24 protein-coding genes are annotated in these 24,832 nt (G+C 59.7%); 16 read left to right on the forward strand and 8 right to left on the reverse strand.

Annotated features, from left to right (window positions below):
- Nucleotides 1-32 precede the first annotated feature (32 nt).
- The 6 genes from QO002_RS06105 to QO002_RS06130 are packed head-to-tail and all read left to right on the forward strand — an operon-like array spanning nucleotide 33 to nucleotide 5,199.
- Nucleotides 33-1,037 carry an ABC transporter substrate-binding protein gene (locus tag QO002_RS06105; protein WP_307227684.1) on the forward strand — a complete coding sequence of 335 codons (1,005 nt, stop codon included), beginning with the start codon at nucleotides 33-35 and terminating at the stop codon, nucleotides 1,035-1,037.
- 35 nt (nucleotides 1,038-1,072) lie between these two features.
- Nucleotides 1,073-1,897 (forward strand): ABC transporter ATP-binding protein, encoded by an 825-nt coding sequence (locus QO002_RS06110; RefSeq protein WP_307227686.1) that lies wholly within the window; start codon nucleotides 1,073-1,075, stop codon nucleotides 1,895-1,897.
- On the forward strand, nucleotides 1,890-2,774 hold the full coding sequence (locus QO002_RS06115; RefSeq protein WP_307227688.1) for an ABC transporter permease: 885 nt from the start codon (nucleotides 1,890-1,892) through the stop codon (nucleotides 2,772-2,774). Before QO002_RS06110 ends, QO002_RS06115 begins: the two co-directional genes overlap by 8 nt.
- A gap of 41 nt (nucleotides 2,775-2,815) precedes the next feature.
- Nucleotides 2,816-3,700 (forward strand): hypothetical protein, encoded by an 885-nt coding sequence (locus QO002_RS06120; RefSeq protein ID WP_307227690.1) that lies wholly within the window; start codon nucleotides 2,816-2,818, stop codon nucleotides 3,698-3,700.
- Between the two features lie 25 nt (nucleotides 3,701-3,725).
- Entirely contained in the window at nucleotides 3,726-4,211 is a 486-nt protein-coding gene (locus QO002_RS06125) for a PPC domain-containing DNA-binding protein (protein ID WP_307227692.1), read from the forward strand.
- 10 nt (nucleotides 4,212-4,221) lie between these two features.
- Complete coding sequence (locus tag QO002_RS06130; protein ID WP_307227694.1) at nucleotides 4,222-5,199, forward strand: 2-hydroxyacid dehydrogenase; 978 nt, start codon at nucleotides 4,222-4,224, stop codon at nucleotides 5,197-5,199.
- Between the two features lie 54 nt (nucleotides 5,200-5,253).
- On the opposite strand, the gene QO002_RS06135 is transcribed toward QO002_RS06130, so the two are convergent.
- The gene (locus tag QO002_RS06135) at nucleotides 5,254-7,152 is read right to left on the reverse strand and encodes a potassium transporter Kup (protein ID WP_307227696.1); all 1,899 of its coding nucleotides are present in this window, start codon (nucleotides 7,150-7,152) and stop codon (nucleotides 5,254-5,256) included.
- A 198-nt stretch (nucleotides 7,153-7,350) separates the two neighbouring features.
- Here QO002_RS06135 and QO002_RS06140 point away from each other — a divergent pair, with 198 nt between their 5' ends.
- Complete coding sequence (locus QO002_RS06140) at nucleotides 7,351-7,506, forward strand: entericidin (protein WP_307227699.1); 156 nt, start codon at nucleotides 7,351-7,353, stop codon at nucleotides 7,504-7,506.
- A gap of 42 nt (nucleotides 7,507-7,548) precedes the next feature.
- On the opposite strand, the gene QO002_RS06145 is transcribed toward QO002_RS06140, so the two are convergent.
- Nucleotides 7,549-7,977 (reverse strand): OsmC family protein, encoded by a 429-nt coding sequence (locus QO002_RS06145; RefSeq protein ID WP_307227701.1) that lies wholly within the window; start codon nucleotides 7,975-7,977, stop codon nucleotides 7,549-7,551.
- Between the two features lie 183 nt (nucleotides 7,978-8,160).
- On the opposite strand from QO002_RS06145, the gene QO002_RS06150 reads away from it, so the two are divergent.
- Genes QO002_RS06150 through QO002_RS06160 form a run of 3 tightly spaced genes read left to right on the forward strand, consistent with a single transcriptional unit; the run spans nucleotide 8,161 to nucleotide 13,148 of the window.
- Entirely contained in the window at nucleotides 8,161-8,781 is a 621-nt protein-coding gene (locus tag QO002_RS06150) for a TetR/AcrR family transcriptional regulator (RefSeq protein WP_307227703.1), read from the forward strand.
- 43 nt (nucleotides 8,782-8,824) lie between these two features.
- Entirely contained in the window at nucleotides 8,825-9,979 is a 1,155-nt protein-coding gene (locus QO002_RS06155; RefSeq protein ID WP_307227705.1) for an efflux RND transporter periplasmic adaptor subunit, read from the forward strand.
- A 25-nt stretch (nucleotides 9,980-10,004) separates the two neighbouring features.
- Complete coding sequence (locus QO002_RS06160) at nucleotides 10,005-13,148, forward strand: efflux RND transporter permease subunit (protein WP_307227708.1); 3,144 nt, start codon at nucleotides 10,005-10,007, stop codon at nucleotides 13,146-13,148.
- A gap of 272 nt (nucleotides 13,149-13,420) precedes the next feature.
- On the opposite strand, the gene QO002_RS06165 is transcribed toward QO002_RS06160, so the two are convergent.
- The 6 genes from QO002_RS06165 to QO002_RS06190 all read right to left on the reverse strand — a co-directional run bounded on the left by QO002_RS06165 (nucleotide 13,421) and on the right by QO002_RS06190 (nucleotide 18,718).
- Complete coding sequence (locus QO002_RS06165; RefSeq protein WP_307227710.1) at nucleotides 13,421-13,810, reverse strand: DUF930 domain-containing protein; 390 nt, start codon at nucleotides 13,808-13,810, stop codon at nucleotides 13,421-13,423.
- A gap of 108 nt (nucleotides 13,811-13,918) precedes the next feature.
- Nucleotides 13,919-14,380 (reverse strand): YbaK/EbsC family protein, encoded by a 462-nt coding sequence (locus tag QO002_RS06170; RefSeq protein WP_307227712.1) that lies wholly within the window; start codon nucleotides 14,378-14,380, stop codon nucleotides 13,919-13,921.
- A gap of 92 nt (nucleotides 14,381-14,472) precedes the next feature.
- Nucleotides 14,473-14,661 (reverse strand): hypothetical protein, encoded by a 189-nt coding sequence (locus tag QO002_RS06175; RefSeq protein ID WP_307227714.1) that lies wholly within the window; start codon nucleotides 14,659-14,661, stop codon nucleotides 14,473-14,475.
- Between the two features lie 63 nt (nucleotides 14,662-14,724).
- Nucleotides 14,725-14,979, reverse strand: coding sequence for a GlsB/YeaQ/YmgE family stress response membrane protein (locus tag QO002_RS06180; protein ID WP_307227716.1), 255 nt, complete (start codon nucleotides 14,977-14,979; stop codon nucleotides 14,725-14,727).
- Between the two features lie 333 nt (nucleotides 14,980-15,312).
- Nucleotides 15,313-16,605 carry an L-rhamnose catabolism isomerase gene (gene rhaI, locus QO002_RS06185; RefSeq protein WP_307227719.1) on the reverse strand — a complete coding sequence of 431 codons (1,293 nt, stop codon included), beginning with the start codon at nucleotides 16,603-16,605 and terminating at the stop codon, nucleotides 15,313-15,315.
- A 13-nt stretch (nucleotides 16,606-16,618) separates the two neighbouring features.
- Entirely contained in the window at nucleotides 16,619-18,718 is a 2,100-nt protein-coding gene (locus tag QO002_RS06190) for a bifunctional rhamnulose-1-phosphate aldolase/short-chain dehydrogenase (RefSeq protein ID WP_307227721.1), read from the reverse strand.
- A gap of 199 nt (nucleotides 18,719-18,917) precedes the next feature.
- On the opposite strand from QO002_RS06190, the gene QO002_RS06195 reads away from it, so the two are divergent.
- The 6 genes from QO002_RS06195 (at nucleotide 18,918) to rhaM (ending at nucleotide 24,832) form a co-directional block, all read left to right on the forward strand.
- Nucleotides 18,918-19,727, forward strand: a complete 810-nt coding sequence (locus QO002_RS06195) for a DeoR/GlpR family DNA-binding transcription regulator (RefSeq protein WP_307227723.1) — start codon at nucleotides 18,918-18,920, stop codon at nucleotides 19,725-19,727.
- Between the two features lie 139 nt (nucleotides 19,728-19,866).
- Nucleotides 19,867-20,856 (forward strand): rhamnose ABC transporter substrate-binding protein, encoded by a 990-nt coding sequence (rhaS, locus tag QO002_RS06200; protein ID WP_307227725.1) that lies wholly within the window; start codon nucleotides 19,867-19,869, stop codon nucleotides 20,854-20,856.
- Between the two features lie 124 nt (nucleotides 20,857-20,980).
- On the forward strand, nucleotides 20,981-22,528 hold the full coding sequence (locus QO002_RS06205; protein ID WP_307227727.1) for a sugar ABC transporter ATP-binding protein: 1,548 nt from the start codon (nucleotides 20,981-20,983) through the stop codon (nucleotides 22,526-22,528).
- A complete protein-coding gene (locus QO002_RS06210; protein ID WP_307227729.1) occupies nucleotides 22,525-23,505 on the forward strand; it encodes an ABC transporter permease in 981 nt (326 codons plus the stop codon). Before QO002_RS06205 ends, QO002_RS06210 begins: the two co-directional genes overlap by 4 nt.
- The gene (locus QO002_RS06215) at nucleotides 23,502-24,506 is read left to right on the forward strand and encodes an ABC transporter permease (protein ID WP_307227731.1); all 1,005 of its coding nucleotides are present in this window, start codon (nucleotides 23,502-23,504) and stop codon (nucleotides 24,504-24,506) included. The genes QO002_RS06210 and QO002_RS06215 overlap by 4 nt, the downstream gene beginning before the upstream one ends.
- 11 nt (nucleotides 24,507-24,517) lie before the next feature.
- Nucleotides 24,518-24,832: an L-rhamnose mutarotase gene (rhaM, locus tag QO002_RS06220; protein WP_307227733.1), complete on the forward strand. Its 315-nt coding sequence runs from the start codon at nucleotides 24,518-24,520 to the stop codon at nucleotides 24,830-24,832.

Raw genomic sequence — 24,832 nt, forward strand, 5'->3', positions numbered from 1 at the left:
GCACCTGTTCAGGCAAAGGGTTGGAGGACCACATGAACGCTTTCAAGAAATTTCTCGTTTCCACGGCCGTGGCCGTCTCGGTTTCGGTCGGCCTTGGCGGGTTGGCGCAGGCCGCCGAACTTCGCATCGCCGGCGGTGTCGGCATCCTGTTTGCGCCGATCCATGTGATGAAGCAGGCCCAGCTTCTCGAAAAGCACGCCAAGGAAATGGGGCAGGATCTCACGCTTGAGATGCTGAGCTTCCCGAGCGGCAGCGCCGTCACCGATGCGCTGCTCTCCGGCAATGTCGATGTCGTGGCGGCCGGCCTTTCCAATGCCCTGCTTTTGTGGTCGCGCACCAATGGCGACGTCAAGGCTGTGGCTGCCGTCAGCGGCACCAAGAGCGTGCTCGTCAGCAAGGACCCTGACGTCAAGACGCTGAAGGATTTCAAGGAAACCAGTCGTATTTCAGTGAGCTCACTCAAGGTTTCCAACCAGGCGATCTACCTGCAGATGGCACTCGACAAGGAATTCGGCGACGCGACGAAGTTCGATCCGATGATGGTGCAGCTGGGCTTTGCCGATGGCGTGCAGTCGATGATGAACCCGCAGGGGCCGACCGATGCCATATTTGCCGGCCCGCCCTATTACCAGAAGCTTCTGAAGGAGCCGAACATGCATGCGGTCCTGACGACGCTGGATGTGGCGGGACCCACGACCAACCTGCTCGCCTTTACCACGACCGCCTATCACGACGGCAATCCGGAGGCGATCAAGGTCTTCCTTGCGGCCCTCAAGGAAGCGCAGGAGTTGATCAACCGGGAGCCGAAGAAGGCAGCCGAACTCTATCTCGCTTCGACCAAGGAAAAGTTCACCGTCGACGAACTCGCGGCCATGTTTGCGGAAGAGGGCAATGTCTTCCAGTCCATGCCGCTCGGCGTACACCAGACGGCCGCGTTCATGGCGAAGATCGGTTTGATCAAGGATAGCCCGGCGAGCTGGCGCGACTTCTTCTTCGCGGATCTGCAGTCGACCGAAGGCGCTGCCGCCGCGAACTGAGCGCTGCCCAAGAATGAGGAGGTTACCATGAAGTCATGTTGTCATCGCCAAGGGTTCTGGTGGACGATGTCGCGAAAGCCGAGCCTATTCTCGACATTTCCGATGTCACCCTGCAGTACACCGCCGGCCACCTGTCGATCCTTGCGACCTACAAGGTGAGCGCCCAGGTGTTCGAGGCCGATCGCTTCGTCCTTCTTGGCCCCTCCGGTTGCGGCAAGTCGACACTGCTGAAGGCCATCGGCGGTTTTCACAAACCGAGCGAAGGCGAGATCAGGCTCCGGGGTCGAAAGGTCTCAAACCCCGGACCGGATCGTATGATGGTGTTCCAGGAGTTCGACCAGCTCCTGCCCTGGAAGACCGTCGTCCAGAACGTGATGTTCCCGCTGATCGAATCCGGCAAGGTAAAGAACCGCAAGGAAGCCGAGCAGCGCGCCCGGCACTATCTCGACAAGGTCAATCTCACCAAGTTTGCGGACAACTATCCGCACATGCTGTCGGGTGGCATGAAGCAGCGGGTGGCGATTGCCCGCGGCATGGCTATGGAGCCGGACATTCTCTTGATGGACGAGCCCTTCGCCGCCCTCGACGCGCTCACCCGCGTCAAGATGCAGGACGAATTGCTGGAACTTTGGGATGACACGCATTTCACCGTGCTCTTCGTCACCCATTCCATCGCCGAGGCCGTCAAGATCGGCAACCGCATCCTGCTTCTGTCGCCCCATCCGGGCCAGGTGAAGGCCGAACTCAACGGTCTCTGCCGCGAGGAGGCCGTGGGGCCGAAAGGCCGGGCATTGGAACAGGAAATCCACGACATGCTGTTTGCCGAGAAAGCCGGCGCGGAGGTTCAACATCATGGCTGATATCACCGCATCCCCGCTTCACAACTACCGTCCTGAAATTCGCCGCGAGCCGGCAAGCGCCGATGCTTTCGGTGTCGTAGAACGTCGCCTGACGATCTGGGAGCAGATTTACGCGTCGGGACCAGCGCGCAAGGCCTTGATCCTCGCGCTTCTGGCACTTGTCTGGGAAATCTACGGTCGCAGCGTCGGCAATTCGCTGTTGTTCCCGACCTTTTCGGAGACGGTATCGGCGCTGGTGACAGGGCTTGCCTCGGGCGAACTTTTTCAACGCATCTGGGCATCGCTGCAGGTGCTGCTCACCGGCTATGCGCTTGGCATCCTCGCCGCCGCGGTCTTGACGATGGTCGCCATCAGCACGCGCATCGGCGAAGATCTGATGGTGACGCTGACGGCCATGTTCAGCCCGCTTCCGGCGATTGCGCTGCTGCCGCTGGCCCTCATCTGGTTCGGTCTCGGCTCGGGAAGCCTCGTCTTCGTGCTTGTGCACTCGGTGCTGTGGGCCGTGGCGCTCAACACCTTCTCGGGCTTCCAGTCAACCTCTCGCACCCTTCGCATGGTCGGCCGCAATTATGGGCTTAAAGGCTGGCGCTTCGTCAGCCGTATCCTGATCCCGGCAGCCCTGCCCAGTATCGTCACCGGCCTCAAGATCGGCTGGGCCTTTGCCTGGCGCACGCTGATTGCCGCCGAAATGGTCTTCGGCGTCTCGTCCGGCCAGGGCGGTCTCGGCTGGTTCATCTTTCAAAGCAAGAACATGCTCGACATCCCCGCGGTTTTCGCCGGTCTCTTGAGCGTCATCCTGATCGGTCTCTTCGTCGAAGGTGTCCTCTTCAAGCTGCTTGAAGACCGCACCGTCCGCCGTTGGGCCATGCAGAACTAATGCCTGCCTGTGCAAGCACCCACTATCTGGAGAAAATGAACATGAATACCAATGTCGCACCCAAGGACATCGCCCTCGACAATGGCGACCTCGTCGAGACCATCGCCGCCTATTTCCGTTCCGAGCACTGGAACAAGGTCATCGAGGTGCTGAGCATCACCGAAGAGCCGGTCTACCACGCCCATGCCTATATCGAGACGCAGATCCACCCGATGAGCCTTGAGGAAATCGTTAAGGGCTATTTCGAAAAGACCGGCCGCCCGGTGCATCGCAAGATCGAAATCTTCACCTCCGGCCAGGTGGCCGATTCCGGCTCCATCCACGGCATCGAACCCCACGGCATGCCGCATTTCGACATGCTCTGGAAATATTCGCCGACTGCCATCCTGGCGCCCGCCAAGCGCGAGCACAATGTCGAGTACTGGGGCAAAAGCTACATGGACGACTTCTACAAGAAGTATCCGTTCAAGACCGAGCTTAATGCCGAAGAGCAGGCGGAACTGGAACGGTACTTCGAGACCGCGGCCTTCCGGAAATATTGCGAGCTGAACGAGCATCCCGACGTCGTGCATATCCACGCCAATGTTGAAACCTCGGCGCATCCCGATCTCATCCGCGCTGCGGCGCTGAAAGCCATGGCAAAGCGCGGCTGGGATGTCGTGGAAGCCGTTCCGGTGGCCTTCCAGATGCGCGGGCAGATGCATGGCAAAGTCGTGTTCATCGGCAACACGCCGGAGAAGATCTTCGACATTGCCTGGGCCTTCAACCCGGCCGTCACGCTCATCCCGAGCACCCGCTACTGGCTGACGACGGAAAACCCGACCTATGACGCACGCACCATGCACGAGCTGCCGCTGCTCTTGAAGCGCGACCCCTATCGCCTGCTCTCCCTCAAGGAGATCGAGGCCGTCGTCGCCGCCATCTGACATCTCGTTTCCCAAGGACATGACAATGACCTCGAACTATTTCTCTTCCGCTGCCGGTCAAGGCGGCCGGGTCCTTGCGGCCCGCATCCACCCGGATCGTGACGTTCTCCAGTCGATCGAGGAAGTCTGCCTCGCCCACGGCATCACCTGCGGCCAGATCACCACGACGATCGGCAGCCTGAAGCGGGTGGCGCTGCACTATGTCAGCCGCGTCGAGCCCGATCCGAAGCTCGGCTACACGACACAGCTCCTCATGGAAGGCCCGTTCAGCCTGCTGACGGGGCAGGGGTTAGTCTCGCCCGGTGAAGAGCCCGGGCGCCTCAACATCCACTATCATGCCGTGATCAGCGGTGAGAAGGACGTGATCTATGGCGGCCATATCGAGCCGGGCACGATCACGCTGACGACGCTCGATCTCTTCATCAGCGAAGTTCATGGTGTCGATATCGTGAGGGGTCGCGACCCCGAGACTGGTGTTATCGTCACCACCATTCAGGCCGCAGCTGCGTAAGGACAAGTCCATGAAAGTCTTCATCACCCAGCCTCTGGAGCAGGAGGCCATCACCATGCTCGAGAACGCCGGCATCGAAGTCGTCTGCAGTGGCGTCAGCCGTCCGCTGACCCGCAAGGAATTCCTCGACGGTATTCACGATGCCGATGGCGTGATCTTCGTCTGGCACACCGAAGAGCTTGACAGGGAAGCTTTCGATCACGCCCCGAAGTTGAAGATCGCCGCACGCCGCGGCGTCGGCTACGACAATATCGACATTGAGGAAGCAGAGCGCCGCTGCGTGGAGGTGACGGTAACGCCGGTGCATACCCACACCATCGCCGACCTGACCTTCGGTCTGATGATCAATGCGGCCCGCAAGCTCCACCACGCCGACGCCTTCGTGCGCGGCGGAAACTGGACGGAGGCCGGCACCTGGGTCGCGCAGCGCTTCATGGGCTTCGACGTCTCCTACAAGACCATCGGCATCATCGGCTTCGGCAAGATCGGCAAGCATATGGCCAAGCGCGCCCGCGGCTTCGACATGGAGGTGCTCTACAGCGACGTCATTCGCCAGCCGGAGGCCGAAAAGGAGCTGGGCGCCACCTTCGTATCCCTCGATGAACTCTATGCGCGCGCCGACTTCATCTCGGTCAATTGCGCGCTTACGGAAAAGACCCGGCGAATAATCGACGCACGGGCTATCGCCAAGATGAAGGAGACCGCTGTCATCGTGCTCTCGGCCCGTGGCGGCATTGTCGATGAACAGGCGCTCTACGAGGCGCTATCGACCGGCAAGCTCGGCGCCGCGGGCCTCGATGTCTTCGAGGAAGAGCCCGTCTCGCCGGACAACCCGCTGCTGAAACTGAAAAACACCGCTTTCTCACCCCATCTCGGGACAAGCGTCATGGAGACCCGCATCCGCATGGCGACGACGGCGGCAGAGGACGTGATCCGTGTGCTGAACGCGCAGGCTCCCCTCTACTCGCTCCTGCGCAAGACCGGATAGGATTGAATGACTTTCCAAGGTCGTTCAAGAAGTGTCGCAAGATCGCGACACGTTTTAAATCGTCACCTGTTCGCCGATCTCGACCACGCGATTGGCGGGCAGTTTGAAATAGGTGGAGGGGTCGATACCGAGGCCGGAGAGGGCGATATAGAGGTCGTCCTGCCAGCGGGGCAGGCCGACATTGGGGTCGCCGATCAGCGTGCGTCGGCCGAGATAGAACGACGTCTGCATGATCTCGAACTTGAAACCCGCCTTCTTGCACAGGCCGAGCGCCTTGGAGACATTCGGTTCGTCCATGAAGCCGAAGCAGAGTTCGAGCTTGGAAAACCGGTCCGAAAGCTTTGTCAGCGTGACGCGACCATTCTCGGGCACATAGGGTTTCTCCGAGGTTTGAACGGTCAGAATGACATTCTTCTCATGCAGCACGTGATTGTGCTTGATATTGTGCAGGAGAACCGCGGGAACTTTGTCGCCCACGCTGGTCAGGAACACCGCCGTTCCCGGAACGGTAACTGGCGGATGTTTGGATTTCTCGATCGACCGGATGAAGGTTTCGAGCGGGATGTCGTGGCGGGCGGTCTTTTCTTTCAGGAGGTGTGATCCGCGCGTCCAGGTCCACATGATCAGCATGATCGCCAGCGCCAGCATGACGGGAACCCAGCCGCCATCATGGATCTTCAGCAGATTAGCGCCAAGGAACACAGCCTCGAGGACGAGGAGCGGCAGAAGAACCGCTCCGGCAGCCAGCGCCGACCAGCCCCAGATCGAGCGCAGGAACTGGAAGGACATCAGCGTCGTCACCACCATCGCGCCGGTCACGGAAATGCCGTAGGCGGTAGCGAGGGATTCCGAATCGCCGAAGGAAAAGATCAGCACGATCACGCCGACGAAGAGAAGGACGTTCACGGCCGGAACATAGATCTGCCCGGTGTTGGTTTCCGACGTGAAGGTGATCTGCAGGCGCGGCAGGAAGCCAAGATGCACAGCCTGACGCGCCAGCGAAAACGCGCCGGTGATGACCGCCTGACTGGCGATGATCGTCGCAAGCGTGGCGAGGATGACGACCGGAAGCAGTGCCCAATCGGGATACATCAGATAGAACGGATTATCCGCGCCCTCCGGGTGCGTGAGCACGAAGGCGCCCTGGCCGAGATAGTTGAGCGCCAGCGCCGGAAAAACCAAAACGAACCATGCGGTCTGGATCGGCTTGCGGCCGAAGTGGCCGAGATCGGCATAGAGTGCTTCCGCACCCGTCACCGTCAGGAAAACCGCACCAAGCACGATCAGGCCGACGAAACCCGCATGCGTGATGAACCACAGGGCGTTGATCGGGTTGAGTGCCTGGAGGATGGTGAGGTTATCGCCGATATGGATCAGGCCGCCCCAGGCCATGACAAGGAACCAGACGACGGTAATCGGTCCGAAGAAGTTGGAAACCGCGGCCGTACCCTTCGACTGGACCATGAACAGCGCGATCATCACCGCAGTCGCCATCGGCAGGACATAATCGGAAAGTGCCGGCGTCACGAGCTTCAGGCCTTCCAACGCCGACATGACGGAAAGCGCAGGCGTGATCATCGCGTCGCCGATGAACAGCGCCGCACCAATGATCCCTGCAAAAAACAGAACCGGCATATAGCTGCCGGTCTTCTTCATCAGCAGTGCCAGCAGGGACAGCGTTCCGCCTTCACCGTCATTGTCAGCCCGCAGCAGAAACAGCACATATTTGAACGTGACGATGAGCGTCAGCGTCCAGACCATCAGCGAGACGAGGCCGACAACTTCTTCCTGGCTGACGCCATCATGGGAGAAAGGGCGCAGCGCCTCGCGAAAGGCATAGAGCGGACTGGTGCCGATGTCGCCATAGACGACGCCGATCGAGCCGAGAAGAAGAACGAGAAATTTGCGCGTGCCGTCGGTGCCGGCATGCGCGGGGTGTTCTGCTGTGCTCATCTGGCCTCCGGCCCGCTGGTGCCCTTGCAGGCGGAATAGTCGGATATATGGGTGCAGCGCAATAATTTGGCAATCGCTGTTTTATATCGACGAAGGCCTGGGCGGCTAACAGGTGCCGAATACGAAAGTTCCTGCGGGATTGATTTTGTCGGTTGGCGCATCAGTTCACTTGGGAGAAACATTCCCGTGGAGACCAACATGACCAAACCAACCCTTGCAGCGGCCTGCCTCGTTCTTCTCGTCCTCTCCTCCTGCGCCAATACGGCCTACGGGCTGAAGCGCGACGGACAGGATGCCAGTGCCGCGATGGACGATGCGAGCAATCGCGTTCTGACGGCCGGTGGAAAGAAGTAATCTTTCCGGGGCTATCGCGCCGTATTTCTTGAGCCGCATCCATCACGCCGTGACGTGAATGTCGAATTGTGGCTTGCCTTGCAGTGTATTGCTGACGGTGCAGATAGCCTCGGCTTGCTCGACAATATGCTGACGCAATGCGTCATCCAGATCACCTTGAAGAGTAAAGGTCACGTTGAAGCCTGCGACGCGCGAAGACCCTTCGCTTGCCTTTTCTCCCGAGACCCGAACTTCGATGCGCTCCACTCGATCCTGAAGCCCCATTTGATGCGCGGCAATGCGGGCGCTCATGGCAAGGCAGGCGGAAAGCGACGCATAGAGAAGATCGAGCGGATTGAAACCCGGCTGCGACACGCCGGTGACGGTATTGATCTCGCCTCCAGTCGCTGAGGTAATCCCTGGGAAGCCAGTCCGTCCCAGGCTCGCGGTGGCACCCGTGGGCCTCGTTTTCGTTCGGGGATTGTCCGACATTCTCACGTCCTACCTTACGCACCATTGTTGGATTGTTGCTGTCGAATGACCGGCGGCGACGGGTATCGTGCGAATTTCGGCTCCCGAAGCAAGAGCCGATTTATGAACGAAAGGTTGACGAAGGGGGAGTTTTGAATTACGACTGACGAAATTCGAAAAACGTCACTCGTAAGGTGTCACTCGATGAGCGATATGATGACCGCCGAAATCGATGCCGGCCGGCAGGAGAATATCAACCGGATTCTTGAAGCTGCAGAGCGCCTCTTCCTGCACTATGGCTATGCCAAGACGACGGTCGCCGATATCGCCAAGGATCTCGGCATGTCGACGGCCAATATCTACCGTTTCTTCACCTCCAAGGTCGAAATCCACCAGGCACTGTGCAATCGCATGCTGGCCGTGAGCTATGAGATGGCACGCCGCAATGCTGCCTTGCCGTTGAGCGCCAGCGAACGTCTGCGTCGTTACACCCTCGATCAGTACAAGATGACGACTGAGACGATGATGGATCACGAGAAGGTCCACGAGATGGTGATCGTGGCCATCGAGCGCGACTGGCATGTCATCGAAAAGCATATCGATCGTATGAACGACGTTCTGGCTGACATCATCGCCGACGGTATTCGGGCCGGGGAATTCCCCGAGCAGGATGCGAAGATTGCTTCCATGTGTTTCGGTGCCGCCACCGTCACCCTCTGCCATCCCCAGATGGTCGCCCAATGTGCGGCCAAGCCCAACCGGGCGCAGCCGGAAGACCTGATCGAATTTGCGATCAACGCATTGAAGACGAGCAGCGCCATTTGAGGCGCGACAATTTCATCAAAGATTATTTATCGGGAGCGCGAAAATGATTTCGCCCGCAAGACAGAGTGTGAAGACATCCATTTTTTCCGCAACACTTCTTGTTGCGGCGTTCGGCCTTGCGAGCTGCTCGGAGGAGAAAACCGAGGTGAAGACCGAGACCGTACGCCCGGTGAAGGTGATCGAGATTGCTGCAAGCCAGACCCATCGTGCGCTCGATTATTCCGGCTCGATCCGTGCGCGCAGTGAAATCGCCATGGGCTTTCGGGTCAGCGGCAAGATCACGGAGCGGCTGGTCGATATTGGTGATCGCGTAACATCAGGCGAAATGCTGGCGCGGATTGATGCGACGGATTATGCGCTGTCGGTCAAATCCGCCGAGGCAACCCTTGCGGCTTCCGAGCGGCAGGTTGAAACGGCCGAACTCGCGCTGAAGCGCGCCGAGCAGCTTTTCACAAGCAACGTCACCCCGAAATCCCAGGTAGAGCAGGCGCAACTCAGCTACAATCAGGCCGTCTCCAGCCGCGATGCTGCCCGCTCTACGCTCGATCAGGCCCGAAATCAGGTCACCTATAGCGAACTTCGCGCCGACAGGAATGGCATCGTCACGGCCGTCAATACGGAGGCAGGGCAGGTGGTTTCCACCGGAAGCCCGGTTGTGACAGTGGCTGTCGATGGCGAGAAGGAAGTGCAGGTCGCGGTGCCTGAAACCGAAATCTTCGCCTTCAAACCGGGAAAGACTGTCGATGTTTCGATTTGGTCGAATGAAGATGTGAAGCTTTCCGGCACCGTGCGCGAAATTGCCGGCAGTGCCGACCCTCGGTCACGCACTTTTGCCGTTCGCGTCAGCCTGCCCAATGACGACCGTGTGCTGCTTGGCATGACCGCTTCGGTGGCAGCTTCGGCAGACAATGGTCCGGCGATGGTTTCGGTGCCGCTCAGCGCCCTTTCCAGGCAAGACGGCGCCGATCTGGTCTGGACGGTCGATCGTACCAAGGAAACCGTACATGCCCGCCCGGTCAAGGTCGCGGATTTCAGCAAGGACGACGTGCGCATCGCGGACGGGCTGGAGGCCGGAGATCTCGTCGTCACCGCGGGGACGCAATTCATGCGCGAAGACCTGAAGGTCAAGCTGCCGCAGGACGCGTTGACGCGGGAAGCGCACGCCGAAGACGGCGGTGCCGATATCCTGACACGCTGATCCCACTCGAAAGCGGAACGACGCCATGACCACGTCCAACACAGACAAGCGTTCCTTCAATCTTTCGCGGTGGGCCATCGGCCATCCGAGCATTGCGCGGTTTCTCTTTGGCCTGATCATTGTTGCCGGTGTCTTCGGCCTGATGCGCATGGGCCAGAAGGAAGATCCCGATTTCACCTTCCGCGTCATGGTCATCCAGACGGCACGGCCGGGCGCCTCCATCGAGGAGATGCAGGATCAGGTCGTCAACAAGATCGAGCGCAAGCTGCAGGAAACGCCGAATCTCGATTTCGTGCGCTCTTACACCCGCGCCGGCAGCGCCATCATCACGCTGCAGATCGAGGGTGACACGGACGCCGCCGAGGTGGCTGACGCCTTCTATCAAGTGCGCAAGAAGATCGGCGATATCTCCTCGGATCTGCCGTCCGGGCTTTATGGCCCCTATTTCAACGACGAATTCGGCGATACCTTTATCACACTGCATTCGCTGTCCGGCGATGGCTACAGCTACCCGGAGCTGAAGAAGTTCGCCATCCAGGCGCGCGACATGCTCTTGACGACGCCGGGCGTCGAAAAGGCCGTCATCATCGGTGACCAACCGGAAAAGATCTTCATTGACGTTTCGTCTAAGGCGTTGGCCGAGCGGGGGCTGACGCTCAACGATCTCAGGGACACGCTCGCAGGCCAGAACAATATCGATCCCGCCGGCTCCGTCGATACCGGCGAGCGCTCGGTGCGCATCTCCGTTGAAGGTAACGTCAACAAGGTTGAGGACATCCGCGAGCTGCGCCTGCGCTCCGGCGATCAGGTGACGCGCCTTGGCGATATTGCCACCGTGAGCCAGGGTCTCGAAGATCCCTTTGCCCGCAAGTATCGCTTCAACGGCCACGACAGCGTCCAGCTTGGCGTCGTCATGGCCAAGGGCTTCAACGTCGTCGATGTCGGCAAGGCGGTGGAGGCGACCTATGAGCGTTTCGAATCCTCTTTGCCCTATGGCGTCCAGATCGACCAAATTTCCAACCAACCGGAAGTCGTGACCGAAGCCGTCGGCGAATTCATGAAGGCGCTGGGCGAAGCCCTCGTCATCGTGCTCGTCGTCTCCTTCCTCTCGATCGGCTGGCGCTCTGGTCTCGTTATTGCCATCGCCATTCCGCTCGTTCTCGCGGCAACCTTTGCCATCATGTACGAGCTTGGCATCGACCTGCAGCGCATTTCGCTCGGTGCACTGATCATCGCGCTCGGCCTTCTCGTCGATGACGCCATGATCGTCGTCGAACTGATGGAACGGAAGCTGGAAGAGGGGATGGTCAAAATCGAGGCGGCGAGCTTTGCCTATACCTCGACGGCCTTCCCGATGCTGACGGGCACACTGATCACCACCGCTGGCTTCATCCCCGTTGGCTTTGCCGAATCCACCGCCGGTGAATATGTCCGCTCGCTGTTCTTCGTTGTCGGCATCGCGCTCGTGGTCTCGTGGTTCGTGGCGGTCTATTTCACGCCGTGGCTCGGCTACATGATCCTGAAGCAACGCCACCATGCCGGCGATCATCATGACGTCTTCGACACGCGCTTCTATCGCCAGCTGCGGGCGACGGTCGGCTGGGCCGTGCGCCATCGCATCATCGTCATTGCGTTGACGCTGGTCGCCTTTGCCGCAAGCCTCTGGTCGTTCCAGTTCATCCCGAAGAACTTCTTCCCACAATCCTCGCGCCCGGAAATCCTTGTCGATCTCTGGCTGCCGGAAGGCACCAGCATCAAGGAAGTCGAAGTCCAGGCAAAGGCGCTGGAGCAGCACATGATGGGTGATAAGGACCAGCGTTTCATCGCCACCTATATCGGCGAAGGCGCACCGCGCTTCTTCCTGCCGCTCGACCAGCAGCTGCGCAACCCAAACTTCGCCCAGCTTCTGGTGATGGCGAAGGATGAGGCGGCTCGTGAGCGGTTGATCGTCAAGCTACGCACTGTTCTTGCTGAGGATTTTCCATCCATTCGTGGCAAAGTCGATCGGCTGTTCCTCGGGCCTCCGACAGGCTGGCCGGTGCAGATGCGTGTCATGGGACCGGATCGTGCGGAAGTCCGTCGCATCGCCGATGCGGTGAAGCAGAAATTCAACGAGAACCCGATGCTGGGTGCCGTGCATGACGATTGGCTGGAGCCGGTGCCGGCGATGAAGCTGATCATCGATCAGGATCGTGCCCGCGCGCTTGGCGTCACCTCGCAGCGTATTCGTCAGATGTTGCAGGCAACGATGAGCGGCGCACCGCTCGGCGATTTCCGTGACGGCGAGGAAACGGTCTCGATCGTTGCCCGCGAGCCGGACGAAAATCGCAAGCTGCTCTCGGCGGTGAACTCGGTCTACATCCCGACCGATCTCGGCGGCTTCATTCCGCTGTCGCAGATCGCCAAGGTCGTGCCCGTGATGGAGCAGGGTATCGAGTGGCGACGGGACCGCCTGCCGACGATCACAGTTCGCGGCACATTGCCGGACAACGTCCAGCCGAATGACGTGGCCATGAAGATGTATGGCGAGATGCAGAGCCTGCGCGACGGCCTTGCTCCCGGCTACAAGGTGGAGATCCAGGGCGGCGCCGAAGATAGCGCCGAAAGCCAGGCCTCGATTGCCGCAAAGGCGCCGATCATGCTCCTTGTCATCGTGCTTCTGCTGATGGTTCAGCTCCAGCATTTCGGCAAGGCGATGCTGGTGTTGGCGACCGGCCCGCTCGGCATCATCGGGGCTGCGGCAGCGCTGCTGATCAGCGGCGCCCCCTTCGGCTTCGTCGCCATTCTCGGCGTCATCGCGTTGCTCGGCATCATCATCCGCAACTCGATCATCCTGATCGACCAGATCGACCAGGATATTGCGGCGGGCATGCACAAGAAGGAAGCGATCGTCGGCGCCGCCGTCCGCCGTTTCCGACCGATCATGCTGACGGCGCTGACTGCCGTGCTGGCGCTGATCCCGATCTCGCGCGGCGTCTTCTGGGGACCGCTCGCCTATGCGATGATGGGCGGCATTCTTATTGCGACGGTTCTGACCATTCTTGTGTTGCCGGCGGCTTACGCTCTGTTCTTCGGTCGCGAGCCGAAGTCGCAGGATGAGCCTGCGGAGATGCAGATGACGCTCTTCGAAGAGGACGAGGAGTTCCGCCCGGCAATTGCTGCGGAATGATTCGGATTGGGGAGGCGGCTACCTCCTCTTCCATCTTTTGGAGGTGACGCAAATTTAATCAATCGGGCGCAAAATAAGGCAAGGTCAGCCGAAAACGGATCAAAATTGCCGTTTGCTTCGTTTAGGGGACAAGAAGCCAGTCGGGCCGGTTGTCGGCCTGCGACGTGAGGACATCATCATGGCTGCGTATATGATGAAGATGCTGCTGAATATCATGGCCGCCCTATCGCTGGGTACGGCCATGGTGATCTACATCGCCCTGGTCTGAGCTATCAGGGATAGAGGTAATGCCCGTTCCATTGATCGCGCGGGATCTGCTCGCCGATCTTGTATTTCAGCGAGAGCACTTCGATGTGATCCGGCCCGGTCACGCATTTGAACTTCAGCCGATACCATTCGCCCTTGCTGCGAAAGACTGCGCCCGGCGCCTTGATCTGGTTCTTCTCATAGAGTGGATCAGCGAAACTATAGGCGATCACCTTGTCCGGCCGGTATTCGGTCTCGTCGGCATTGATCCTGTCCATGGCTTCAGTATCGCAGCGCTGTTCCAGCCGGGTTTGTGGATCAAGCTTCTTGAACTGGCGAACGAGGGATTGGTCCATGGCAACGGCCGGGGTTATCAGCGTAGTGCTCAAGATCAGCCCGCAAGCAAGACTTTTCATTCCGTCTCCATCATCATGACAAGAGAGTGATTGCGGCAGAACGCCGAATCTTTCCCCCTTGAAGGCGGCTTTTGTGTTCATTCAAAGGCAAATTGCGCCACATTGTGGCTACGAGCCGCAGACGTCAGCCCATTCTGCACCCGTCAACGTTGCCATCCGTTCCGGCGAAATCCGCACGGCTGCATGCACCGCACCGGCTGCAGGCACGACCTCGTCAAAGGACTTGAGCGACACGTCGCAATAGATGCGATGCGGCTTGTTGAGGCCGAAGGGGCAGACCCCGCCGACGGGATGGCCGGTCTCTGCCTCTACTTCATCCAAGGCGAGCATGCGTGGTTTTGCGGAAAACAGCGCCTTGAATTTCTTGTTGTCGAGACGCGCATCGCCACGAGCGACAATCAGGATCACCTCATCGTTGACGCGTACGGCAAGGGTCTTGGCGATCTGCTGGGGTGCTACGCCATGGCCCGCTGCGGCCTGTGCCACGGTTGCCGTGCTCTGTTCCAGTTCGATGACACTGATATCGGGCGCGTGTTCGGCGAAGAAAGCTCTGACGGAGGATAGGCTCATGGCGGGAACAATAAACCAAAGGGCTGGGCGGACATGCCGGGCGGCAGTGCGCGAGAGGACAGGCTGCCGCAGAAAGCAGCAGCCCGATCCTTTCAGTCGTCGTTCGAGGCGTCAAGGTTTTCCGGGCGTGTTCCCTGTTGATCGCTGGGAAGATAGCCGTGGTTCGTGAACCAGTTTTCGAGGATGGCGGAAACAGCCTCCTCGCGGGAGGTCATGCCGGGATGATCGGTTATGAAAGATTGCAAGGCATGCTCAATGCGGGGCTCAAAACTTGCGGTCATAATGTCTCCGAATGGAAGCGGCGCCGGGCGGCAACGGTCGCCGGCGCCGATGGTGTGGCGTGTTCAGGCGGATTTGACGATGCGGATCAATACGAGAAGGATGACGGCGCCGATCGTGGAATGGATGATCGCGGCGATGATGCCACCGCCGATACTGAAGCCGAGATAGGGAAACAGGACGCCGGCGAGGAAGGCGCCGATGATGCCGACGACGATATTGCCGATCAGCCCAAAGCCGTAACCGGAAACGATGAGCCCGGCAAGCCAGCCTGCAATTGCACCGACGATCAGGAAAACGAGAATGCTTTCGATACCCATGGATGGTTCCTTTCCGTTGTATCTGGAAGACAAGATAGAGCGGGAAAGCAAAAGCGTCAGGGGGAAAATGCGTGTTGCGAAAGAAAACATCGTCATGAAATAACGAAGACCCGCTAGGGATGCTGGGCTTGTCAAGCCGTCATGCGAAAATCCTAACTCCGTCATGGGCCGGGCTCGACCCGACCATCCATCAGCCTCTCCATTCGACGAGAGGCTGATGGATGGTCGGCACGAGGCCGAGGATAACGCGGAGTGTGGGGTGGGATCGCCGAAAACCAAAAAGCCCCGCGATCACTCGCAGGGCCTGCTGTTGTTCTCGTTTGTTCAACCGGCTCAGACGATACCGCCGCCGCCGCTCTTGGATTCCGGGCGCTCGGCCGCGACCTTGGCGCGGTAGCCGCTCTTGCGGTAGGTCGCAACCGGTGCGATCGCGCCGGCATTTTCCAGCCGCGCCATGGCAAGGATCGGTTCGACATCGGTGCGGAAGGCGGCCTTCAGCGTTTCCGTCGCCATCAGCGCATCGTTGCCATCCTGATAGCCTTCGAGCGCCTTGCGATCGACCAGAAGCGCCTGCGCATAGGCGCGGCTGACTTCGGTCGCGCTGTTCATCAGGCTTTCGATCGGGTCGGTGACATTGTGGCTCTGGTCGAGCATGTGCATCGGTGCAAAGCCTTCGGCCTTGCGGGTTTCCGCATCGACCAGCTCGTTGAAGACGAGGAACAGCCGGTAGGGATCGATCGAGCCGGTATCGAGGTCGTCGTCACCATACTTCGAGTCGTTGAAGTGGAAGCCCCCGAGCTTCTTGAACTGGATGAGGCGGGCGACGATCATCTCGATATTGACGTTCGGCGCATGGTGGCCGAGGTCGACGAGGCAATGGGCCTTCGGCCCAAGTTCCTGGGCGATCAGGTAGTTGGTGCCCCAGTCCTGCACCACGGTCGAATAGAAAGCCGGCTCGAACATCTTGTGCTCGGTGAAGACCTTCCAGTCACCCGGAAGCGCCGCATAGACCTTCTTCATGGCGTCGAGGTAGCGCTCGAAGCTCTTGGTGAAGCTGGTCTGGCCGGGGAAGTTTGATCCATCACCGATCCAGACTGTCAGCGCCTTCGAGCCCAGCGCCCTGCCGATCTCGATGCATTCGATATTGTGATCGACAGCCTGCTGGCGCGTTGCCGCATCCGCGTGGGAGAGCGAGCCGTACTTGTAGGAGAGAGCCTGATCCGGTGCGTCGGAGAAGGTGTTGGAGTTCATCGCGTCAAAGCCGAGGCCGAGAGCATTGCCCTTTTCCTTCAGCTCCTTGATGTCGCTGACCTTATCCCATGGAATATGAAGCGAGACAGTCGGTGTCGCGCGGGTCAGCTGCTGGATGACCGAGCAATCCTCGATCTTGTCGAAGATGTTGCGCGGCTCGCCCTTGCCGGGGAAGCGGGCAAAGCGGGTGCCGCCGGTGCCGACGCCCCAGGAGGGAACGGCCACACCGTAAGCGGCGACTTTCGCCTTTACCGTATCGATATCGATGCCGCGGCGGGCGAGGCGCTCGCCGAGGCCCTTGTAATCTTCTTTCAGAGCCGCCGTCCGTGCGGCGTTTTCGGCGTCAATAACGTCCTTGGCAATCATCAATGTCATGGTCGTCTCCCGATCAGCGCGTGAACGACTGGGCATTGCCCGCATCGACGTTGATGATGTTGCCGGTCGACTTGGCCGACATGTCGGAGGCAAGGAAATAGATCGCTTCGGCGATGTCTTCCGGGAAGACGGAGAGCTTCAGCATCGAGCGCTCGCGGTAGAGCTTTTCGAGGCCTTCCGTATCGGTGTTGTAGATCGCCGCACGCTGCTCCTTCCACTCGCCGCTCCAGATCTTCGAGCCGCGCAGAACGGCATCCGGGTTGACGACGTTGACGCGGATCTGTGCCGATGCACCTTCCAGCGCAAGGCAACGGGCGAGATGGATTTCGGCGGCTTTGGCGGTGCAATAGGCCGATGCACCCGGCGAGGCGGCAAGGCCGTTCTTGGAGGCCACGAAGACGACGTTGCCGCCGGCCTTCTGGTTACGGAAGATGCGGAACGCGGCGCGGGACACCAGGAAGTAACCTGTCGCCAGAATGTTCATGTTCTTGTTCCAGAGATCAAGCGTCGTCTCTTCGATCACGGCAGAGGAGGCGAGACCGGCATTGGAAACAAGGATGTCGAGGCCGCCGAACTCCAGCAGGCCATCGGCAAAGCTCTTGTCGACGGCAGCTTCATCCGTGACGTTCATGGTGACGGTGCGCACGAAATCCTTGCCGTAGCGACCGCCGAGTTCGGCGTAAGCGTCGGCCAGCGCCGGCTCGTCGATATCAGCGAGAATGACGCAGGCGCCTTCCGCCATCAGGCGATTGGCGGTTGCCTTGCCAATGCCGCCCGCACCGCCGGTGACGAGAGCGATCTTGCCGGCCAGCATCTTCGGCTTCGGCATGCGCTGAAGCTTTGCTTCTTCCAAGAGCCAGTATTCGATGTCGAAGGCTTCCTGTTCGGGAAGGCCCACATAGGTCGAAACGCCGGAAGCGCCGCGCATGACGTTGATGGCGTTGACGTAGAACTCGCCGGAAATGCGGGCCGTCGCCTTGTCCTTGGCAAAGGTGATCATGCCGACGCCGGGAACGAGATAAACCACGGCATTCGGGTCGCGCATCGCCGGGCTGTTGTCACGCTTGCAGCGCTCGTGATAGGCGGCGTAACCGGCGCGGTATTTCGCGATTGCCGCTTCAAGGCCGGCAAGGGTCTTTTCGATATCGGGATTGGCCGGATCGAAATCGACCACCAGAGGGCAAATCTTGGTGCGCAGGAAATGGTCGGGGCAGGAGGTGCCGAGTGCGGCCAGCGGCTCGAGGTTCTTCGACGTCACGAAATCCAGCACAGCCTGGCTGTCATCGAAATGGCCGAGCTTGCGTTCGTCGGCGCTGATCATGCCGCGAATGACCGGCATCAGCTTCTGCGCGATGGCGCGGCGCTCGGTAGCGGGCAGCACCGGCTTGATGGCACCGCCAAAGGCCGGGGCCGTATTTTCGCTTTCAAACCAGGCGGTCGCCTTGTTGATGATTTCGATGGTGGTCTCGTAGGCTTCCTTGGCGGTATCGCCCCAGGTGAAGAGGCCATGGCTTTCAAGGATCAGGCCGCGTGCATTCGGATTCTCTTCGCAGAACTTGCCGAGCCACAGGCCCAGTTCGTAGCCTGGACGCTTCCAGGGCAACCAGCCGATGTCGTCGCCAAAGATCTGCTGCGTCAGTTCACGGCTGTTGATCGAAGCGGCAATCGCGATGATCGCGTCGGGGTGCATGTGGTCGACATGCTTCTTCGGGACATAGGCATGCAGCGGCGTGTCGATGGAAGCCGCGCGCGGATTGAGGTTGAAGGTGCAATGGGGCAGATAGCCGACCATCTCGTCTTCGAACTCGACGCCGCGATAGAGGTTTTTCAGCGCGTTAAGCTTGTCCATATAAAGAGTGGAGAAGCCGTCCATCTTGATAGTGCCGACGTCGCCGCCCGAGCCCTTGACCCAGAGAACCTCGACTTCGCCGCCGCCGAGCGGGTCCTTTTCCATCACCTTGGCCGAAGTGTTGCCGCCGCCATAGTTGGTGATGCGCTTGTCGGAGCCCAGAAGATTGGAGCGATAGAGCAGTCGTTCGGACTCGCTCATGCCGGCCGCTTTCGCGTCGTCCCACAGATTGGCCAGGCGCGAGCCTTGTTGCTTGTCGAGCATTTGGTATTTCCTCCCGATCAAATTGGGCCCGGAGCATCGCCCGAGCGCATTCGTTGTGATCAGATCACATAAAGAAAGCGTCGATGTCAATCATAAACGATCAAAAATGATCATATTGCGCTGCACAATGAAAATTTATGATCGTACATGATTGACAATGCGCGGACGTGATGGAAGATAGGCAGCATTGGAGGAGTGAATGCACGAAAAAGAGCGCCATAGGATCATTCTGTCCGCCGTTCAGGAAAAACCGGTCGTGACCGTGCCTGAGATGGTCGAGTTGACGGATAGTTCCGAAGCCACGATCCGGCGGGATATTGCTGCTCTGCACGTGCAGAAGAAGCTGCGCCGCGTGCGCGGCGGTGCCGAAGCGCTCAATCCGCCGCAGTTCGTGGGTCTTGCCGGTCGTCCCTTCAGCGTCAATGAAGGTCTGCATGCCCGCGAAAAGCAGGCAATCGCCCGCGAAGCCGTTGCGCTCTGTCAGGATGGCGAGCCGATCATCATCAATGGCGGAACGACCACCTTCCAGATGGTGCACTTTCTGGCGAACCGCCGCATGCAGGTGTTCACCAATTCCTTTCCGATCGCCGAGCATCTGCTGAAGCACTCGAAGAATACGGTGATGCTGTCCGGCGGCACGATCTACCGCGAGCAGAACATCATCCTAAGCCCCTTCGAAAATGACGTGACGCGCAATTTCTATGCGCGCCGCATGTTCATGGGCGCGCAGGGCCTCGGCCCTCTCGGGTTGATGGAGGGAGATCCGCTCCTGATCCAGGCGGAGCAGAAGCTGATCGATCAGGCCGACGAGCTGATCGTGCTCGCCGATTCTTCGAAATTTCACAGGCGGTCGAGCCTCATCCTGTGTGGGCTGAAGCGGATTGCCACTGTGATCACGGATTCGAACATCGAGGACAGACATGCCGCGATGCTCGAAAGTGCCGGCGTCAATTTGGTCGTCGCCAATATGAAGTCGGACGCAAAGGAAAACGCTTCCTCGACGGCATGAGGCCGAAGGGGAAGGGGGGAGTTCAACGGTTGCATTCGACGGCGTTCTCGCCGGAGAGGCAGCCAATGAAATTGAGAAGTTAAGCCGGACAAGGCGGGCCATAGGGGTTGCGCGCGGCTTTATCGGGAGGAGAACGTCAATGAAATTTCTGAAAACTTTGGCCCTGACCACTGCTCTGGCAGCAACCATGCTGGCAGCACCGGCAATGGCGCAGGAAAAGATCGCGCTTGTGGTGAAGTCGCTCGGTAACGGCTTCTTCGACGCCGCCGCCAAGGGCGCTGAAAATGCAGCCAAGGAAATCGGCGGCATCGAAGTGATCTACACCGGCCCGACCTCGGCAACCGCTGAAGGCCAGATTGAGATCATCAACTCGCTGATCGCCCAGAACGTCAACGCAATCGCCATTTCGTCGAACGACCCGGACGCGCTCGTTCCGGTTCTGAAGAAGGCCATGGATCGCGGCATCAAGGTCATCTCCTGGGATTCCGGCGTTGCCGCTGAAGGTCGCCAGCTACACCTGAACCCGTCCGATACCAACCTGATCGGCGAAACCATCATCAAGCTCGCTGCTGACTACCTGCCGGAAGGCGGCGACGTTGCCATCCTGTCGGCTTCCTCCACGGCAACCAACCAGAACGCCTGGATCGACGCTGCCAAGAAGATCCTTCCGGAGAAGTTCCCGAAGATCAATCTGGTTTCGGTCGTCTATGGTGACGATGACTCGGTCAAGAGCACCAATGAAGCCAAGGGCCTGATCTCGTCCTTCCCGAACCTCAAGGCAATCATCGCTCCGACCACCGTCGGCGTTGTTGCTGCTGCCCAGGTCGTGACCGATAGCAACCTGATCGGCAAGGTCAACGTCACCGGTCTTGCTCTGCCGTCCGAGTTCAAGCAGTTCATCGACAACGGCTCCTCGCAGGCTGTTGCTCTCTGGAACCCGATCGACCTCGGCTACTCCGCTGTCTACCTCAGCCACCAGCTGATCGGTGGCACCGAAGCCAAGCCGGGCGCGAAGTTCTCGATCGGCAAGGTCGGTGAAATCACCCTCGACGACACGAACTCGGCCGCCATGGCTGCCCCGTTCACGTTCGACAAGTCGAACATTGAGGAATTCTCGAAGATCTACTAATCCGCTCATAAATCTGGCCGGCGGCTGATGTCGCCGGCCAGATCCGCGGAAGCGGTCTACGGACTGTTTTGGCGCCCCGGCTTTTCGGGCGATTGCCGTAACCGATTGAAACGAAGCTGATCCAATGACATTGCCTCAACGCAAGCCCGAGAGCATGCCTGTTTCTTCGACGCCGAAGATCACGCTGTCCGGCATCACCAAGACCTTCCCCGGTGTACGCGCCCTGCACAAGGTCGCGCTCGAGCTTTATCCCGGCCAGGTAACAGCCGTGATTGGTGAGAACGGCGCCGGTAAGTCCACGCTGGTCAAGACCATGACCGGTATCTACCAGCCCGACGAAGGCGAGATCCGCATCAACGGCGAGCTGGTGACGCTTTCCTCTCCGCATGCCGCCTTCAAGCTTGGCATCACCGCGATCCATCAGGAAACGGTGCTTTTCGACGAGCTGAGCGTCGCGGAAAATATCTATCTCGGCCATGCGCTGAAGACCCGGTTCAAGACGCTCGACTGGGCCGCCATGCGCGAGAAGTCGAGTAAACTCCTGAAGGAGATCGGCGCCGGCCATATCGCGCCGGATACCCGCCTAAAGGACCTGAGCATCGCCAACAAGCATCTCGTCGCAGTCGCCCGAGCGCTGTCGATCGATGCCGATGTGGTGATCATGGACGAGCCGACGGCGGCCCTCTCCTACAAGGAGATTCAGGACCTGTTCGAGCTGATGGAGCTCCTGAAGAAGAGCGGCAAGGCGATCCTGTTCATCTCCCACAAGTTCGACGAAATCTACCGTATCGCTGACCGCTACACCGTGTTCCGCGATGGTGAGATGGTTGGCAGCGGTCTGATCGCTGATACCAATCAGGATACGATCGTCCGCATGATGGTCGGCCGCTCGGTCGATCAGGTTTTCCCGAAACAGGAAACCACGCTCGGTGAAAATGTGCTGACCGTTTCCGGCTATTGCCACCCGACCGAATTCGCAGACATCAACTTTTCGCTGCGCAAGGGCGAGATCCTCGGCTTCTACGGCCTCGTCGGTGCCGGCCGCAGCGAGTTGATGCAAGCTCTTATCGGCATCACCAAGCCTTCCAAGGGCGCGGTAAAAATCGGCGAGGATATCGCCGTCATCCGCAGCCCGGCGGCAGCGATCGAGAACGGTATCGTCTACGTGCCCGAAGAGCGTGGCAAGCAGGGCGTCGTCGTCGATATGCCGATTGTCCAGAACATCTCGCTTCCTTCGCTGCGCCGCACGTCCAAGAACGGCTTCCTGCGCCTGGCCGAGGAATTTGCGCTGGCGCGTGAATATGCGACCCGCCTCGATCTGCGCGCCGCCTCGCTCAGCCAGAATGCCGGCACGCTTTCCGGCGGCAACCAGCAGAAGGTGGTCATTGCCAAGTGGCTCGCCACCAAACCGCGCGTCATCATTCTCGACGAACCGACCAAGGGTATCGACATCGGCTCCAAGGCGGCCGTTCACGCCTTCATGAGCGAGCTTGCCGCCCAGGGCCTCGCCGTCATCATGGTTTCGTCCGAACTGCCCGAAGTGATGGGAATGAGCGATCGTATCGTCGTCATGCGCGAAGGCCGCATCGCTACTACCATTGAAAAGAACGACGGCTTTGATGCGGAAGCACTCGTCCGCGCCGCTGCCGGCATTGGGGAGAAAGCGGCATGAAAACCGTCATCCTGTCCCGCGAATTCTGGCTGGCCGCCATTGTCGCGGTCATGGTCATCGCAACCAATCTTCGCGCTCCGGGCTTTGCAGCACCGGACAAGCTCGCCGGCATCTTCAACGACACGGCGATGCTGATGATCCTGGCGCTCGGCCAGATGTCGGTCATCCTGACGCGCTCGATCGACCTTTCCATGGCCTCCAACCTGGCCTTGACCGGCATGATCGTGGCGCTGATCAATGCCGCCTTCCCGGGCATTCCGATCCCGGCGCTGATGCTCTTTGCCTGTCTGTGCGGCCTCGTTCTTGGCGCTTTCAACGGTATCCTGATCTGGCTCCTGAACATCCCGGCTATCGTCGTGACGCTGGGTACGCTCACCATCTATCGCGGCATCATCTTCCTGATTGCCGGTGGGCAGTGGGTGAACGCCGACAAGCTGAGCCCGGCCTTCGTGCAATACACTCGCATCGAATTCCTCGGCCTACCGGCCTTGTCCTGGTATGCGATCGTCGTGGCCGTGGCTTTCTTCATCCTGATGACCCGCACCTCGCTCGGCCGCGCCATCTATGCTGTCGGCGTCAACCCGACGGCGTCCGTCTACGCCGGCATCGACGTCGGCCGTACCAAGTTCGCGACCTTCCTGATCTCCGGCCTGCTCTCAGGCTTCTGCGGCTACCTCTGGGTATCCCGCTACGTCATCGGTTCTGTCGAAGTCGCCAAGGGTTATGAGCTTACCATCATCGCGGCCTGCGTGATCGGCGGCATCTCCATCGCGGGCGGCGTCGGCACGGTGGCCGGCGCGCTGCTCGGCGCCCTGTTCCTCGGCGTCATCAACTCGGCGCTGCCGGTCATCAACGTCTCGCCCTTCTGGCAGATGGCGATTTCCGGAGCCGCCATCATCCTGGCCGTCGTCCTCAACGCCCGTGGCGAAAAGCGCGGCAGCCGGCTTATTCTTCGCGAAGCAGAGGCCACGTCATGACCGACATAACGCATGAAGCGCGCCATATTCCCGATCGCCTCGAAAGCCCGTTGCGCGGAGCCGTCTTCTCCTGGCCGACGCTGCTCTTGATCGTCGGGGTCGTGCTGTTCATCGTCAACTCGCTGGCCTCGCCCTACTTCCTGTCGCCGTGGTCGCTGTCGGATGCGACCTTCAACTTCACGGAAAAGGCGATCATCGCGCTCGCCATGGCGCTGCTGATCATCGCCGGTGAAATCGATCTGTCGGTCGCCTCGATCATCGCGCTCGCCTCGACGGCGATGGGCGTTGCCCTGCAGTTCGGCGTCGGCGTGCCGGGTCTTGTGACGATCGGCATCCTGACCGGCCTCATCTGTGGCGTCTTCAACGGCTTTCTCGTGACCGGTCTCGGACTGCCGTCGATCGTCGTGACCATCGGTACGATGAGCTTCTTCCGCGGCATCTCCTATATCGTGCTGGGTGATCAGGCCTTCAAAGGCTATCCTGCAGGCTTCGACTATTTCGGCCAGGGCTATGTCTGGTGGGTCGTTTCCTTCGAATTCACGCTCTTCCTGGTCTTTGCACTTCTTTATTATGTGCTGCTGCACCACACGAACTTCGGTCGCCAGGTTTTCACCATAGGTAACAATCCTGTCGCGGCGCGCTTTTCCGGCGTCAGGGTCGAGCGGGTCAAGTTCATCCTGTTCTGCCTCACCGGCCTGATGTCCGGCATCGCGGCGGTTCTGCTGACCTCACGCCTTGCCTCCACCCGCCCGTCGATTGCGGTCGGCTGGGAGCTGGAAGTGGTGACCATGGTGGTTCTTGGCGGCGTCTCGATCCTTGGCGGTTCCGGCACAATCCAGGGCGTCGTCATCGCCGCCTTCATCATGGGCCTCGTGACCTTCGGTCTTGGTCTTCTGAACGTGCCCGGCATCGTCATGTCGATCTTCATCGGAGCGCTTCTGATCTGCGTCATCGCGCTGCCCATCCTGTGGGCACGCATGCGCCGTCGCGCGGCGCGCTAGGAGAAGAGTTCATGGAAAAATACGCTTTCCGCATGCGCCTCAATCCCGGCATGGCCGAGGAATACAAGGCGCGTCATGACGCGATCTGGCCCGAACTTTCGGCGCTTCTGACGGACGCTGGCGTTTCGGACTACTCCATCCATCTGGACGAGGAAACGAACCTGCTTTTCGGCGTGCTCTGGCGTCGTGATGATCACACGATGGCCGACCTGCCTGATCATCCTGTCATGCAGAAGTGGTGGGTCTATATGGCCGATATCATGGAGACGAAGGCTGATAACGAGCCCGTCGCCATGCCGCTGACCACAGTCTTCCATATGAGCTGA

The organism is Pararhizobium capsulatum DSM 1112, from assembly GCF_030814475.1.
Taxonomy (GTDB): domain Bacteria; phylum Pseudomonadota; class Alphaproteobacteria; order Rhizobiales; family Rhizobiaceae; genus Pararhizobium; species Pararhizobium capsulatum.

Excerpts from the sequence above, each read along its gene's own strand:
- QO002_RS06215 (WP_307227731.1), top strand. The coding sequence starts at position 23,502 with ATGACCGACATAACGCATGAAGCGCGCCATATTCCCGATCGCCTCGAA.
- QO002_RS06125 (WP_307227692.1), top strand. The coding sequence starts at position 3,726 with ATGACCTCGAACTATTTCTCTTCCGCTGCCGGTCAAGGCGGCCGGGTC.
- QO002_RS06140 (WP_307227699.1), top strand. The coding sequence starts at position 7,351 with ATGACCAAACCAACCCTTGCAGCGGCCTGCCTCGTTCTTCTCGTCCTC.
- QO002_RS06210 (WP_307227729.1), top strand. The coding sequence starts at position 22,525 with ATGAAAACCGTCATCCTGTCCCGCGAATTCTGGCTGGCCGCCATTGTC.
- QO002_RS06175 (WP_307227714.1), bottom strand. The coding sequence starts at position 14,661 with ATGACCGCAAGTTTTGAGCCCCGCATTGAGCATGCCTTGCAATCTTTC.
- QO002_RS06165 (WP_307227710.1), bottom strand. The coding sequence starts at position 13,810 with ATGAAAAGTCTTGCTTGCGGGCTGATCTTGAGCACTACGCTGATAACC.
- QO002_RS06105 (WP_307227684.1), top strand. The coding sequence starts at position 33 with ATGAACGCTTTCAAGAAATTTCTCGTTTCCACGGCCGTGGCCGTCTCG.
- rhaS (WP_307227725.1), top strand. The coding sequence starts at position 19,867 with ATGAAATTTCTGAAAACTTTGGCCCTGACCACTGCTCTGGCAGCAACC.
- QO002_RS06135 (WP_307227696.1), bottom strand. The coding sequence starts at position 7,152 with ATGAGCACAGCAGAACACCCCGCGCATGCCGGCACCGACGGCACGCGC.
- rhaM (WP_307227733.1), top strand. The coding sequence starts at position 24,518 with ATGGAAAAATACGCTTTCCGCATGCGCCTCAATCCCGGCATGGCCGAG.
- QO002_RS06110 (WP_307227686.1), top strand. The coding sequence starts at position 1,073 with ATGTTGTCATCGCCAAGGGTTCTGGTGGACGATGTCGCGAAAGCCGAG.
- QO002_RS06180 (WP_307227716.1), bottom strand. The coding sequence starts at position 14,979 with ATGGGTATCGAAAGCATTCTCGTTTTCCTGATCGTCGGTGCAATTGCA.
- rhaI (WP_307227719.1), bottom strand. The coding sequence starts at position 16,605 with ATGACATTGATGATTGCCAAGGACGTTATTGACGCCGAAAACGCCGCA.
- QO002_RS06115 (WP_307227688.1), top strand. The coding sequence starts at position 1,890 with ATGGCTGATATCACCGCATCCCCGCTTCACAACTACCGTCCTGAAATT.
- QO002_RS06120 (WP_307227690.1), top strand. The coding sequence starts at position 2,816 with ATGAATACCAATGTCGCACCCAAGGACATCGCCCTCGACAATGGCGAC.
- QO002_RS06150 (WP_307227703.1), top strand. The coding sequence starts at position 8,161 with ATGAGCGATATGATGACCGCCGAAATCGATGCCGGCCGGCAGGAGAAT.
- QO002_RS06145 (WP_307227701.1), bottom strand. The coding sequence starts at position 7,977 with ATGTCGGACAATCCCCGAACGAAAACGAGGCCCACGGGTGCCACCGCG.
- QO002_RS06130 (WP_307227694.1), top strand. The coding sequence starts at position 4,222 with ATGAAAGTCTTCATCACCCAGCCTCTGGAGCAGGAGGCCATCACCATG.
- QO002_RS06195 (WP_307227723.1), top strand. The coding sequence starts at position 18,918 with ATGCACGAAAAAGAGCGCCATAGGATCATTCTGTCCGCCGTTCAGGAA.
- QO002_RS06170 (WP_307227712.1), bottom strand. The coding sequence starts at position 14,380 with ATGAGCCTATCCTCCGTCAGAGCTTTCTTCGCCGAACACGCGCCCGAT.
- QO002_RS06190 (WP_307227721.1), bottom strand. The coding sequence starts at position 18,718 with ATGCTCGACAAGCAACAAGGCTCGCGCCTGGCCAATCTGTGGGACGAC.
- QO002_RS06155 (WP_307227705.1), top strand. The coding sequence starts at position 8,825 with ATGATTTCGCCCGCAAGACAGAGTGTGAAGACATCCATTTTTTCCGCA.
- QO002_RS06205 (WP_307227727.1), top strand. The coding sequence starts at position 20,981 with ATGACATTGCCTCAACGCAAGCCCGAGAGCATGCCTGTTTCTTCGACG.
- QO002_RS06160 (WP_307227708.1), top strand. The coding sequence starts at position 10,005 with ATGACCACGTCCAACACAGACAAGCGTTCCTTCAATCTTTCGCGGTGG.